Source organism: Janthinobacterium sp. TND4EL3 (genome assembly GCF_900156175.1).
In the GTDB taxonomy this organism is placed as follows: domain Bacteria; phylum Pseudomonadota; class Gammaproteobacteria; order Burkholderiales; family Burkholderiaceae_D; genus Janthinobacterium.
On the sequence record NZ_FTMV01000010.1, the window covers coordinates 219,965 to 233,992 of the forward strand.

The window sequence follows — 14,028 nt, forward strand, 5'->3', positions numbered from 1 at the left end:
TGAAGGCAGGTTAAAAATATTCAGATAATATCTGATAACTGTAAATCCCCCCAAACAGGTAGCGACACTATTAATATAGTGAAGTAGGCTAGAATGAGATTTAAACAAAGCCACATTGAGAGTCTAAAGGTCCAACCAAGTTTAAGCCGTGTTATTATGGTGAATGGACTAAACAGAAGTTATTAACAATCTTCTGTCCCGATATGTAGTGAAACATTAAGGGAAATGATACCCGCTTAAAAATTTTTAATTTTTTGGTAAGGGAGTCTTTTCCCTTCTTAGTAGTGACTGAGCAAAGCGAAGGAGCACATAAGAAGGGAAAAGACTGGTATTTATTGTACTGTACAGAATATATATTAATAGTACATGAGAAAGTATATTAATAGTACACAAGCAAAGAATAACTGGTAAGAGATTTACGATAGTAAATAAAAAAGGAAACGGCGAAAATTATTTTATTTTTGGTAAATTGTCAGGAGCTTTGCCAAAATTTTTCTCATACCAATTAATTACTTTAAACATATCTTTATTTTTTTCTTCAACTTTATCTAAATCTTTTTCCAATTCCAAAGTTTTTGACTTTTCTACAGTAATTTGATTGCCAACGATGGAAACTCTTTTATCTGCCCACTCTTTTGCTTGCTTCGCATAGGCATCAGCTTTTTTCTTTTTCTTCTCTGCTTCCTGTTTGGTTTTTTCCATCTGTTCCATTGCTTGGGTAGTTGGCTTATGAAAACCACCCAAGGCACCAGCTAACCAATTCCCAACCTTAGCACCCAGTTCCTTGCTTTCCTCTTCTGCCTGCTTTAAACCCACTTTATAGCCATTTTTTCTGGCTGCCTTGTGCTGCGCCTTGGCATCGGCAAAAAAACGAGCCTGAGCCTGTTCTGCTTGCCATTGTCCACGACTCAAACGACGACGAGCAGGCCCCAATCTAGTCAAGCCGTTTTTCATTGCTACTTGTTTGGAAAAATCGTCCTGCATTTCTCTCATTGCACCTATGTAAGCAAGATTTTGAGAACCTGCTTTCTGTCCATCTTTTTTTGCATTATTTTTAGCTTTTATCCCTTCGTGTATGTCATCAAATCTTTCTCCAACCCGAGGCACGACAGAAAAATGTAGATGAGGATGAGCCTCATCATCGTGAACTATTACACTTTTTAATCTATCTCCAAATTTTTCTTTTAACCAAATAAGACTATCTTCGGCAAATTTTGGAAAGTCATCTTCCATATCTCTGGGTAAAGAAATAACACCTACCAAACAAACATTACCGTCTTTTCTTAACTTATGCCCCCTGGCATCCGTAGCAGTTTCTGCCCATTTTTCGGCAAGTGTTAAAACTTCAAGCGGAGAGACACCATATAATATTCCGGGTTTTCTTGGCTCTTTTACATGTGGGCAAGCTTCTTCAAGTCGCTCTTGTTCTTCAAGAATTTCAAGGAGGCTTCTAACTGTTTTTGTAGTAGTTATTTTGTCGCCATTTTTCTTGGTAACTGTTTTTGTTTGGGTTGAGCCTTCCCGCCCGTAACCTTCATAATGTATAAATTGATATGGCATAATTATTCTTGTTGTTATGCCTTTATCTTACTAAATAAAAATGAAATATCAATAGTATTTCTTTTGTTTAGTGACCGACTATACTTCTTCCCTTCGGTCAGAAGTGCGGTCCTACCGGAGGTCCTAGCGGGGGCTTAAAATCAAACCCATACAATTGACATAGCTTCACTTATTTTTATCATATTTCTCGCTTCACTATCATTAAAATTTTCATCTTGAAATTTTTAAGTATTAATTTCTTGACGTACTGCCTCGCGTTAAAACCGTAAACCCCTGGGCCCGGCTGGGAGCTCCTACTTCATTTTCTACGAAAATAAAGCAGGCATAAAAAGAAAGCATCCTAAATTGAAGGTGCCGCAGGCAAAAATGGACCAGCTCGTCTGTGTCCTCCGGGAAATTAAAGAAGACAGCCTAAGCCACATCCGCAATTTGAATCCCAAAGTCGGACTCAAATCGGTTGACACGGAGTGCTCTCTTGGGCACGATGCAGGGGTCACAACAAGGGGTACCGGAATTTCTGGGACACTTTAACGCTGACAAGAAAAATAGTATTTGTAATCAAGAGCTTAGGATGAGGGTGGTACGTATCCCCCTCTCTCCGCCAAGGATACAAATTGGCCAGTTCAAGGAAGTCCAAGAACGTCCACAAAAAACCGTTTTAGCCCGTGCTAAAGCGGTTTTTTTGTATTCTGGCGTCCAGTACTGTCCAGCTGCAGCCAGTAAAAATCGGGGCTGGATTACAGATGAGCTTACCCTATGTCTCGAACCAAGCCCTGATTCGCCGGTCTAAAGTGATTTCTGACGCATATGCTGAGGAGACCAGCCATGGCAAAGATTATCCCTCCCCTGACCGAACTCCAGGTCAAGAATGCCAAGCCCAGGCAAAAGTCATACAAGCTGTTCGATGGTGGTGGCCTGTACGTTGAAGTGATGCCCAGCGGTTCGCGGATCTGGCGGATGAAATTCCGTCAATCGAACGGCAAGGAAAATACGCTGACCTTCGGACCTTATCCGGAAATTTCGATCATGGTGGCGCGTGAAAAGCGCACGGAGGCGCGCCGCTTGCAGCTGCAGGGAATCGACCCTGGCAAGCATCGCGACGACGCCAGGCGGCTCGCCGCCGAAAAAGCATCCAATACCTTCGAGAAAATCGCCCGCGAGTGGTACGCGAACAAGGTGCCGACATGGAGCGAGCGTACTGCCAAGAACATGCTGCAGCGCTTGGAAGCCGATATTTTCCCAAGCATCGGCGACCGGCCGATCACGGAAATCCGGCACCGCGAACTGATTGCCACGCTGCGCAAGATCGAGGCGCGCGGCGCGACCGAGATTGCGCATCGCCTGAAAGCCGTCTGCTCGCAGATATTCAGCTACGCCATCCAGTGCGGCCTGGCCGACCGCAACTTGGTGGTGGACATGAAGGACGTCCTGAAGACCAAGCGCGCCTCGCACTACGCCGCCATCGACGCCGATGAATTACCCGCCTTCCTGGACGCGCTGGCGCGCAACGAGGCGCGCATGTTCGAGCCGACGCGCATCGCGCTGCGCCTGATGCTGCTGGTCTTCGTGCGCACCAGCGAACTGATAGAGACGCCATGGAACGAAGTCGATCTGGAGAAGGGCGAGTGGATCATTCCCTGGCAGCGCATGAAGCGCGGCAAGCTGACCGTCAACCCCGACACGACCAATCACCACGTCTGCCTTTCGCGCCAGGCGCTGGCCTTGCTGCGCCAGCTGCACACCATCACGGGCCGCGGCACGTACCTGTTTCCAAACCAGCGCGACCACGACAAGCCGCTGAGCAACAACACGCTGCTGGTGGCGCTGGACCGCATGGGCTACAAGGGCCGCATGACGGGCCACGGCTTCCGGGCGCTGGCCATGAGCACCATCAAGGAGCGCCTGGGCTACCGCCATGAAGTGGTGGACCGCCAGCTGGCGCACGCGCCCAAGGACAAGGTGGCCAGCGCCTACGACCGCGCCCAGTTCCTGGCGGAGCGCCGCAAGATGATGCAGGAGTGGGCTGATTACCTGGAGGCCGTGGAACGCGGCGATACGCCGCAGCCAGGCCATCATGGGTCGCTTGAACTGGCGTGGCCAGTGCCGCATCGTTAATGGAGGCTGCTATGGCAAAACTTATTGCTCCCCTTACCGAACAACAAGTGGCCCAGGCGGAACCTCGAAGCAAGCCGCGCAAGTTGTTCGATGGCTTAGGGCTTTATCTCAACGTCATGCCGACCGGAACCAAGGTGTGGCGCATGAAATTTCGTCAGCTAAATAAAAAGGAAGATACGTTGACGTTCGGCCACTACCCGGAGGTATCACTGGACCTTGCGCGGAGCCGTCGCTCAGTTGCTCGTCAGATGCTTGACGAGGGCCAAGACCCGCGCACGGAATTCAATGCAGCCCACATGCGCCCGCCAAAGCGGCTCCGGCGAAGCCGTCCGCTCCCGCCTGCCATCAAGGCAGGAAAAGTGGAGCGTTGCGCAAGCCATGTCGGCATGCAGGCGGTGGAACGGATGCGGCTGCTGGCCTTCCCGGCACTGATTCGCATCTCCACCGATGAAAGAGTGCGAAGCGACATGCTGGCCTTACTGGAGAAAATCCAGCAAGAGCGCGCCGCCGAGGTGATTGACGTGCTGTATGACTACTGCGCCGATATCATCTTCGGCTGCCTGGAATTGGGCATGGATGAATATGATTTGATCGAGGCCATGAGGGATGCCAGGGTGGCGCAGCGGCGGAGGTGAGCGTATCTATGCCGCCGGTATCTCCAGCTTCATTTGGCTCAGGCTCCTTTGTTACTGATTGGCCTGGTGCTTGATGAGGTGTCGATTATTGAGCATACCGTGTCTGCAGGTCTGCTGGCCTTGATACACGCTTGCATCCAGCGTAGCACCTCGCTCCTGAGCCATGCAGAGGAGCGTCCCTGCAGCTTGACGGGGGCAGGGAAGGTGCCTTCCTTGATGCCTGCATAAACGCTGCTGCGCGACTTGCCGCAGGTTGCCAGCACTTCGCCCAGGCGGATGAAGCGCTCTTCGCCCATGCGAGGTTCAACACGGCGCTCTTTCAGGCATTCGGCTATCGCTGGTTTCATGGCGTCCCCCTTCGTGAACCAAAAATGCCAGCGGCAACACCGGGGCGAATGGCATATGCAGCAGGCCTTGCCCTACCACCGCTTCGCCCTTCGTGGAAACGCGCTCGCAATCATTATTCCGAAAACATGGGTCCAGTATCGAATGCCGTAATCGCTGGTGCAACAAGAATCGGCCTGCCATGCCACTTGGATCAAGCCTGCCGCGCACTTTGTGTGAGATCAAGGCTGGACACAGGAGCGGCTTCGTGGAAGCTTTAGCAGCTAAAAATTGGCCAATCGACAGCGCATTCATCATGCGATAGATGCATTGGCGCGGCCCCGATTTTATTGGTCCTGTTGCTGTATCGCCGCCACATGTGCATGCGACTGCTGGCATCGCACGCCATCAATACCTGTCAGCAATCGTTTTGACCGCCTCCAGGGGGAGCACTTTCTGTCCACGCGGAAAGGCGCAGCCATCGGAGGAGAAGCGCGCTATTGCCGTGTAGAACTCGTAAAGCAGACTATGGAAATTTGTTGCTGACATTGATCAAGGTCGGCCCAGATGCATGTCAAATGTTCCCACTTGGACGCTGCCTATTGCCGCTGATCAACCGTGCTACTTTCGGCATACATTCCTGCTAAATCTGCTCTCGTACCTGCAAAAAAATGGTTCGACCGAGGTATTACCCGGTGATTAAAGGGTTTCAGTCGCTGCACAGGGCGGAACTACCGTGCTAGTTTCGGCATACATTCCTGCTAAATTTGCTTTCGTACCTGTAAAAAAATGGTTTGGTCGAAGTTGTGTCCGTCGATTTTTGTGGTTTAGTCGCTGCGCGAAGCGGGGCAGGATAGGTGAAGTTAGCTAACCTTCGGTTAGCTAACTTCACACCTGCTTATTCGCACTTCGTGCTCAATGGTCATACGCGCCCGTCCTTGCAGTTGCGGGCGGCGTTTGGATTTCGGCGCGAGGAAAGCATCAAGATCAAGCCGGGGTGCGTCGATGGCGGGAACATCCTGCGGCTGCAGGATAGCTGGACCAAGGGCGGCAAATACCGGGAAGTGCCGATTGCCACCATGCAGCAGCGCGCCGTGCTGGAAGCGGCCAAGGCGCTGACCGGAAACAGCTGCTTGATTCCGGCGCAGTTGCGGTATCGGGATGATATGATTAAATTTGCACCGCTATGGGATGCACTGTATAGATCAATGGAAGATGTCTGGAGTGTGACGCTGACCTATGATCCGGACTTGGCTGTCCAGAAATTCCTTGGGGCCGTTCAACCTGCGCTGCGTTTATTTGATCGTGCAAGTGTTTGGCACAACTGAGCCGCCGCAGTACTGGAAGGACTCTAAAACGATCAACTACGTCGAGGACGCCTATGCCAAGGGGAATCTGGATGTCGACATCAACCTGATCACCTTTGCCATCGTGGCCCGGCGCATGGCTCATTTCATAGGTCAGGACCAGCCCATGCTGAATTACGTTCTGACCGGACTCCTGGACAAAGCCATCCCAGAGTTGTTTGATCAGCGATTTACTGTTGCGATGGGTAAAACAGGATATAGGCAAGGCATTACTGTCGCTTTTCTTGACCATCTTGAGGGGCTGGCAAAGCAACATCTGGAAGAGGCAGGTATGGCGCTCAAGGACATGGACCACATGGCAAACATGTATCGCGCCGTAGAAAACCGTCCCTTGAGTGGAGGGGGGGAGGTTCGAACAGCCTCTCGATCACAACTTTCAGTTCGAGCGTCTCCGGTGTGTCTCCGGTGTCTTAGTGTGGCAGAATTTTTCGCTCGAAATCGAGAGGCGAACCAGAAACCATCGGGTGCTGCTCAAGCGGTAGTCCGAACAACGTTCTTGCGACTATCATAAGTTCGTAAGCATAAACTCCTAGCAAGTGCTAGAGGAAAGCGCCGCTTGCCCTAGTTCTTGCGCGTACCAAGTAGAGCACGAGCTTCGTCTCGAGTTCCGCATTTGACTGTTCAAAAGTAGTTCAGATGTATAAAGTATGCCCGCAGACAAATAACAGAGATTGGGTTGTTAAAATGGTAAGTATTCAGCAGCGTGATGCCTTGCAGCGTCAAATTTGGCAGATTGCCAACGATGTGCGTGGCGCGGTGGACGGTTGGGATTTTAAGCAATATGTATTGGGGACCTTATTCTATCGCTTTATCAGCGAAAACTTTGCCAGCTACATCGAGGGCGGCGATTCCGAGATCAACTACGCTCAGCTTGACGATGGGGTTATCTCGCACGAAATTAAAGATGATGCTGTCAAGACTAAGGGCTATTTTATCTACCCCAGCCAGCTTTTCGTTACTGTTGTAGCAAATGCCAATGCTAACGAACGTTTGAATACTGACTTAGCCGCCATTTTTGCCGCCATTGAAGCGTCTGCTAGCGGATATCCTTCAGAGCCAGATATCAAGGGTCTATTTGCTGACTTTGACACCACAAGTAACCGTCTGGGCAATACAGTCAAAGATAAGAATACACGTCTTGCTGCTGTGCTCAAAGGCGTAGCCGAACTCGATTTGGGCGTTTTCGACGACAGTCACATTGATCTGTTTGGGGATGCTTACGAATTTTTGATCTCCAATTATGCTGCCAACGCGGGTAAGTCAGGCGGCGAGTTCTTCACGCCGCAGAATGTCTCTAAGTTGATCGCCCAGCTTGCTATGCACAAGCAGACCAGTGTCAACAAGATTTACGACCCAGCCTGTGGCTCAGGTTCACTGCTGCTTCAAGCCAAAAAACACTTTGACGCTCACATCATCGAAGATGGATTTTTTGGGCAGGAACTCAACCACACCACGTATAACTTGGCTCGGATGAACATGTTCTTGCACAACATCAACTATGACAAGTTCAACATCCAATTGGGGGACACACTGCGAGATCCGCATTTTGGAGATGACAAACCGTTCGATGCCATCGTTTCTAACCCACCTTATTCCGTGAAGTGGATTGGTTCGGACGACCCTACCTTAATCAATGATGACCGCTTTGCGCCCGCAGGCGTATTGGCTCCAAAGTCCAAGGCAGACTTCGCCTTTGTGCTGCATGCACTCAGCTATCTTTCTAGTAAAGGTAGAGCAGCCATTGTCTGCTTCCCTGGTATTTTTTACCGAGGAGGAGCAGAGCAGAAAATTCGTCAGTATCTTGTTGATAACAACTATGTCGAGACCGTCATTTCGCTCGCACCTAACCTGTTCTTTGGTACTACGATTGCGGTGAATATTCTGGTGCTGGGGAAGAACAAGAAAGACACCAATACCCAGTTCATCGATGCTAGCGAGCTATTCAAGAAAGAAACAAATAACAACGTGCTGCTGGATTCTCATATCGAGCAAATCATGGCCGTGTTCGACAGCAAGGAAAACGTCAAGCACTTTGTCAAGTCGGTGCCGTTCGAGGAAGTGGTTGCCAAGGAATACAACCTATCGGTTAGCACCTATATCGAAGCCAAAGGCAACCGCGAAGTGGTGGACATCGCTAAGCTCAACGCCGAGCTGAAATCCACTGTCGCCAGAATTGACCAGCTTCGGAGGGATATTGATGCCATCGTCGCCGAGATTGAGGGCGAGGAGCTGGAGGCATGAGCAACGTGAACTTTTTCGAAAGGCTGCTTGACGGAGTGACGGTCGAATGGAAAACGCTGGGTGACGTGACTCAACCCACGACAAATATCAAGTGGCGCGAGGCGAACCGCTCTTATCAATATATTGATCTCACTTCTGTAAGTATTGAAGCGAAAGCAATAATCGAAACCTCCGAAATCACGAGCAGCAATGCGCCGAGCAGGGCACAAAAACTTGTTAAAAATGGTGATGTTATTTTTGCAACCACTCGCCCAGCCCAGCAGCGTTATTGCCTAATTGATGATGCGTACGATAGCGAGGTCGCCAGCACCGGATACTGCATTCTGCGCGCTAATAGAGCAGAAGTATTGCCTAAGTGGATCTTGTATTGGATCGCTTCTGCTGATTTCAAAGAATATGTTGAAAAAAATCAAAGTGGATCAGCATATCCCGCCATCTCCGATGCAAAGGTAAAGGATTTTAAAATTCCCGTCCCTTGCCCGGAAAACTCAAAAAAATCGCTTGAAATTCAAGCCGAAATCGTCCGCATCCTGGATGCGTTCACCGAGCTGACCAGCGAGCTGACCACCGAGCTGAGCGTCCGTAAAAAACAATACAACTACTATCGCGACCAGTTGTTGAGTTTTGAAAAGGGGAAGGTTGAGTGGAAGCCATTAGGGGAAGTTTGTCGCCTCATAAATGGCAGAGCATACAAACAGCCAGAACTACTGGAAAACGGAAAGTACCCAGTACTCAGGGTTGGCAACTTTTTTACAAACGGAAATTGGTACTACTCAGATCTCGAGCTTGACGAAAATAAATACTGTGACAATGGTGATCTTCTCTATGCATGGTCAGCCTCCTTTGGTCCGAAGATTTGGGACGGCAAGAAAGTTATTTACCATTATCACATATGGAAGGTTATTCCTGACGTCAGCCTGGTTCTAAAAAATTATCTTTTCCATGTTCTGGCATGGGATATGGATTCCGTGAAGTCCGAACATGGGACTGGATCTACAATGATGCACATTGGAAAGGGCTCCATTGAAAAGAGATTAGTCCCAGTTCCATCAATTAATGAACAGGCTCGCATCGTTGAAATCCTCGACAACTTCGAAGCACTTACCAACTCAAACACCGAAGGCTTGCCCCGTGAAATCGAGCTGCGCCAGAAGCAATATGCCTATTACCGCGATTTGCTGTTCAGCTTCCCCAAGCCTGAGGAGGTAGAGGCATAAAATGGGAAAGACACTAATCGAAGTTGCCCAACAGCTCAGTACACCTAAAACGGTTCAGAAAACCGTTTCCGAAAAAACGAAAGTTATAGACGAGACTATACCTGTTCCAAAGGTGCAGCTGATCTATGCTTTCAACGGCACGGGTAAAACTCGCCTATCGCTAGACTTCAAACAGCTCATCGCACCTAAAGAAGAGAACGAGGGAGAGGCTGATCAAGCCGAGCTGCCGCGCAACAAGATTCTTTATTACAACGCTTTTACTGAGGACTTGTTCTATTGGGATAGCCATTTGGCGGGTTATTCTGATCACAAACTGAAAATTCAGCCGAACACTTACACGGATTGGTTACTCACTCTGCTGAAAGATTTGGGGCAAGATGGGAACATCGTAAGTTATTTTCAGCGCTACACCAGCGATAAACTGACACCCCATTTCAGCGAGGATTTTGCGGAGGTCAGCTTTTCACTAGAACGCGGCGACAATGAGCAATCCGGGAGCATAAAGATTTCCAAGGGCGAGGAAAGCAATTTCATCTGGAGCGTTTTTTATGCGCTACTGGATCAAGTAATTTCAATCCTCAATGTGGACGAGACTGAGGGCCGTGAAGTCCGGCAGTTCGATGACCTAGAATATGTATTTATCGATGATCCAGTAAGTTCGCTGGACGACAACCACCTTATTGAGGTGGCGGTCAATTTGGCGGGACTCATCAAGTCCAGCCAATCCAACCTGAAGTTCATCATCACCACGCACAGCCCGCTGTTTTATAACGTGCTGTTCAATGAGTTCAATAACAAGACCTGCTACATGCTGGAGCGTTTCGAAGACGGCAGCTTCGCACTCACTGAAAAACATGGTGATTCTAACAAGAGATTTTCGTATCACCTGCACTTGCTGCAGACCATCGAGCAGGCGATTGCCGACAGTAAGGTAGAGCGGTTTCATTTCACCCTGCTGCGCAATCTCTATGAAAAGACGGCCAGCTTCTTGGGCTACCCCAAGTGGTCCGAGCTCTTGCCGGATGACAAGCAGCTTTACTACAGCCGAATTATCAATTTTACTAGCCACAGTACGCTGTCCAATGAAGCAGTTGCGGAGCCCACGCCGCAAGAGCGCGCCACAGTCAAACTGTTGCTGGACCACCTGAAGAACAGCCATGCCTTTTGGCAACAGGAAGAACAAAATGCTTGAGTACACCAAAGCGATTGCTGAATCCAGCAATTTCATCGTCTTGGACAAATACACCCAAGAGTGGAAAGTTGCAGACAGCTACCAGAGTGAAGGCGATCTGGAGCGTGAGTTTATTCAGGATTTGCAAAACCAGGGTTATGAATACCTGCCGGGCTTGTGCACGCCCGACGCCTTGCTAAAAAATGTGCGTGTCCAGTTGCAAGCGCTCAATAACGTGGAGTTTGCAGACAGCGAATGGTTGCGGTTTGTGGAAACTTGGCTGGACAGGCCAAGTGATGGCATCGTCGAGAAAACCCGCAAGATTCACGACGACTTTATCCACGACTTTGTCTTTGACAATGGTCGCATACAGAACATCTACCTACTCGATAAGAAGAACATCGCTTGCAACAAGGTGCAGGTGATCAAACAGTTTGAGCAGAAAGGCAGTCACGTCAACCGTTATGACGTGACGATTCTGGTCAATGGTCTGCCGCTGGTACAGGTGGAGCTGAAGAAGCGCGGCGTGGCAATCCGTGAAGCCTTCAACCAGGTGCACCGCTATAGCAAGGAGAGCTTCAACAGCGAGAATTCCTTGTTTAAGTACCTACAACTGTTCGTGATCTCCAATGGTACCGACTGCCGTTACTTCGCCAACACCACGCAGCGCAACAAGAACAGTTTCGACTTCACCATGAACTGGGCGAAGGCAGATAACACGCTGATCAAGGATTTAAAGGACTTCACAGCCACCTTCTTCCAGAAGCACACGCTGCTCAACGTGCTGCTGCACTTCTCTGTGTTCGATGTCAGCAACACGTTGCTGGTGATGCGCCCTTACCAGATTGCCGCCACGGAGCGAATTCTGTGGAAGATCAGAAGCAGCCATCAGGCCAAGAGCTGGAGCAATACGGAAAGCGGCGGCTTCATCTGGCACACCACCGGCAGCGGCAAGACGCTGACCAGCTTCAAGGCAGCGCGCTTGGCCACCGAACTGGATTTCATCGATAAGGTGTTCTTCGTGGTGGACCGCAAGGATCTGGACTACCAGACCATGAAGGAATACCAGCGCTTTTCACCGGACAGCGTGAATGGCTCGGATAGCACGGCAGGCCTGAAGCGCAACCTGGAGAAGGACGACAACAAGATCGTCGTCACCACTATCCAGAAGCTCAACAACCTGATGAAGAGCGAGTCGGACTTGCCCATCTACGGCAAGCAAGTGGTATTCATATTTGACGAATGCCACCGCAGTCAGTTTGGTGAGGCCCAGAAGAACTTGAAGAGAAAGTTCAGGAAGTTCTGCCAGTTCGGCTTCAGCGGCACGCCCATCTTCCCGGAGAACGCCTTGGGTGCCGAGACCACGGCCAGCGTGTTTGGTCGTGAGCTGCACTCGTACGTGATCACGGATGCGATCCGTGATGAAAAGGTACTCAAGTTCAAAGTGGACTACAACGATGTTCGCCCGCAGTTCAAGGCCATCGAGACCGAGAAGGACGACAAGAAGCTGAGTGCGGCAGAGAACAAGCAAGCCCTGCTGCACCCTGATCGCATCCGTGAGATCACCCAGTACATCCTGAACAACTTCCGGCAAAAGACGCACCGCCTGCACGCGGGCAACAAGGGCTTCAACGCCATGTTTGCCGTTAGCAGCGTCGATGCTGCCAAGCTGTATTACGAGTGCTTCAGGGAGCAGCAGAAGAGTCGCGACAAACAGCTGAAAGTGGCAACCATCTTCTCGTTCGCCGCCAATGAAGAGCAGGACGCGCTTGGCGACATTCAGGACGAGAGCTTTGATGTGTCTGCCATGAACAGCAGCGCCAAGGAGTTCCTGAGCGCGGCCATCGCTGACTACAACGCGCTGTTCAAGACCAACTTCAGCGTGGACAGCAACGGCTTCCAGAACTACTATCGAGATCTGGCCAAGCAGGTCAAAGCAAAGGAAATTGATCTGCTCATTGTAGTGGGAATGTTCCTGACGGGCTTTGATGCTCCCACGCTTAATACGCTGTTTGTGGACAAGAACCTGCGCTACCACGGCTTGATGCAGGCTTACTCACGCACCAACCGCATCTTTGACGCCACCAAGACCTTCGGCAACGTCGTTACCTTCCGTGACTTGGAGCAGGCGACGATTGATGCCATCACCTTGTTCGGTGACAAGAACACCAAAAACGTCGTGCTTGAGAAAAGCTATAAGGAATACATGGAAGGCTTCACCGATGCGGCCACCGGTGAGGCGTGTCGAGGTTTCATGGATGTGGTGCAGGAACTGGAAGCACGCTTCCCAAACCCTGCCGCCATTGAAAAGGAGGCTGACAAGAAGGCCTTTGCCAAGCTGTTTGGCGAGTATTTACGGGTGGAAAACGTGCTGCAGAACTATGACGAGTTCGCCAGCCTGAAGGAGTTGCAAACCATCGACATTGCCGACTTGGCTGCTGTAGATGCGTTCAAGGCCAAGCACTACTTGAGCGATGACGATCTGGCGGTGCTACAAGCCATCCCGATTCCTGCCGAACGGAAGATTCAGGACTACCGTTCGACCTATAATGACGTACGGGACTGGTTGCGTCGAGAAAAATCTGGTGCTGAGAAGGAAAAGTCGACCATCGACTGGGATGACGTAGTATTTGAGGTTGATCTTCTCAAGTCGCAGGAAATTAATCTGGACTACATTCTGGAACTGATTTTTGAGCACAATAAAAGGCTCAAGGACAAGGTTTCACTGGTGGAGGAGGTGCGCCGGGTGATTCGTGCCAGCCTTGGCAACCGTGCCAAGGAAAGCCTGCTGGTTGATTTCATCAATCAGAATGACCTGGACAAGATTGGCGACAAGGCCAGCGTGATTGATGCTTTCTTCATCTTTGCTCAAGCGGAACAGCAGCGTGAAGCGCAAGAGCTGATCAACACTGAGAACCTGAATGTGGAGGCTGCCAAACGTTATATCTCCACTTCGCTGAAGCGGGAATATGCCAGCGATAATGGTACAGAGCTCAATGCAATTTTACCCAAGATGAGCCCGCTCAATCCGCAATTCCTGAAAACAAAGCAAAGCGTCTTCCAGAAAATTTCCGCGTTTGTTGAGAAGTTTAAAGGCGTGGGTGGGCAGGTCTAATTGCACCGGTTGGATATTTTTTATGAGCTTCGGGGAATTTCTCAATCGGATCAATAGCTTTGAAACTTGGTGGCCCGGCGCGGAATCGAACCATCGAAATGTAGTGGTCAACCCATCTTGGACACTACGTTAAGTTTTTTTGGGGCGACGGCCGGTGCCAGTCCCTGGTTGAACTGATGTGGCCGTATCGTAAGCGTAAATCCAGCACCGTCTTGAGCCCGGCAATGAATTAGAAGATGATGGCATCACACCGCTGGGAAGCGGCGTGTTTTTAAGCCGAAGG

10 protein-coding genes are annotated in these 14,028 nt (G+C 50.1%); 8 read left to right on the plus strand and 2 right to left on the minus strand.

Features of this window, described 5'->3' with window-relative positions; translation table 11 throughout:
* Positions 1–450: 450 nt before the first annotated feature.
* On the minus strand, positions 451–1,560 hold the full coding sequence (locus tag BXA07_RS17050; protein ID WP_083708358.1) for a plasmid recombination protein: 1,110 nt from the start codon (positions 1,558–1,560) through the stop codon (positions 451–453).
* Between the two features lie 825 nt (positions 1,561–2,385).
* On the opposite strand from BXA07_RS17050, the gene BXA07_RS17055 reads away from it, so the two are divergent.
* Positions 2,386–3,675 carry a tyrosine-type recombinase/integrase gene (locus BXA07_RS17055; RefSeq protein WP_076569183.1) on the plus strand — a complete coding sequence of 430 codons (1,290 nt, stop codon included), beginning with the start codon at positions 2,386–2,388 and terminating at the stop codon, positions 3,673–3,675.
* Positions 3,676–3,686: 11 nt separating this feature from the next.
* Positions 3,687–4,310 (plus strand): Arm DNA-binding domain-containing protein, encoded by a 624-nt coding sequence (locus tag BXA07_RS17060; RefSeq protein WP_170909680.1) that lies wholly within the window; start codon positions 3,687–3,689, stop codon positions 4,308–4,310.
* A gap of 38 nt (positions 4,311–4,348) precedes the next feature.
* Here the strand turns inward: BXA07_RS17060 and BXA07_RS17065 are convergent, their stop codons facing one another.
* Positions 4,349–4,657 carry a helix-turn-helix transcriptional regulator gene (locus BXA07_RS17065; RefSeq protein ID WP_083708359.1) on the minus strand — a complete coding sequence of 103 codons (309 nt, stop codon included), beginning with the start codon at positions 4,655–4,657 and terminating at the stop codon, positions 4,349–4,351.
* Between the two features lie 834 nt (positions 4,658–5,491).
* Between BXA07_RS17065 and BXA07_RS30255 the strand changes: the two genes are divergently transcribed.
* The 6 genes from BXA07_RS30255 to BXA07_RS17095 all read left to right on the plus strand — a co-directional run bounded on the left by BXA07_RS30255 (position 5,492) and on the right by BXA07_RS17095 (position 13,745).
* Positions 5,492–5,962 (plus strand): site-specific integrase, encoded by a 471-nt coding sequence (locus BXA07_RS30255; RefSeq protein ID WP_244556314.1) that lies wholly within the window; start codon positions 5,492–5,494, stop codon positions 5,960–5,962.
* Positions 5,904–6,512, plus strand: coding sequence for a hypothetical protein (locus tag BXA07_RS17075; RefSeq protein ID WP_139335628.1), 609 nt, complete (start codon positions 5,904–5,906; stop codon positions 6,510–6,512). Before BXA07_RS30255 ends, BXA07_RS17075 begins: the two co-directional genes overlap by 59 nt.
* A gap of 173 nt (positions 6,513–6,685) precedes the next feature.
* On the plus strand, positions 6,686–8,242 hold the full coding sequence (locus BXA07_RS17080; RefSeq protein WP_076569191.1) for a type I restriction-modification system subunit M: 1,557 nt from the start codon (positions 6,686–6,688) through the stop codon (positions 8,240–8,242).
* A complete protein-coding gene (locus BXA07_RS17085) occupies positions 8,239–9,459 on the plus strand; it encodes a restriction endonuclease subunit S (protein WP_076569193.1) in 1,221 nt (406 codons plus the stop codon). Before BXA07_RS17080 ends, BXA07_RS17085 begins: the two co-directional genes overlap by 4 nt.
* Position 9,460: 1 nt before the next feature.
* On the plus strand, positions 9,461–10,651 hold the full coding sequence (locus tag BXA07_RS17090; RefSeq protein WP_076569195.1) for an AAA family ATPase: 1,191 nt from the start codon (positions 9,461–9,463) through the stop codon (positions 10,649–10,651).
* Positions 10,644–13,745 (plus strand): type I restriction endonuclease subunit R, encoded by a 3,102-nt coding sequence (locus BXA07_RS17095; protein WP_076569197.1) that lies wholly within the window; start codon positions 10,644–10,646, stop codon positions 13,743–13,745. The genes BXA07_RS17090 and BXA07_RS17095 overlap by 8 nt, the downstream gene beginning before the upstream one ends.
* Positions 13,746–14,028: the final 283 nt, after the last annotated feature.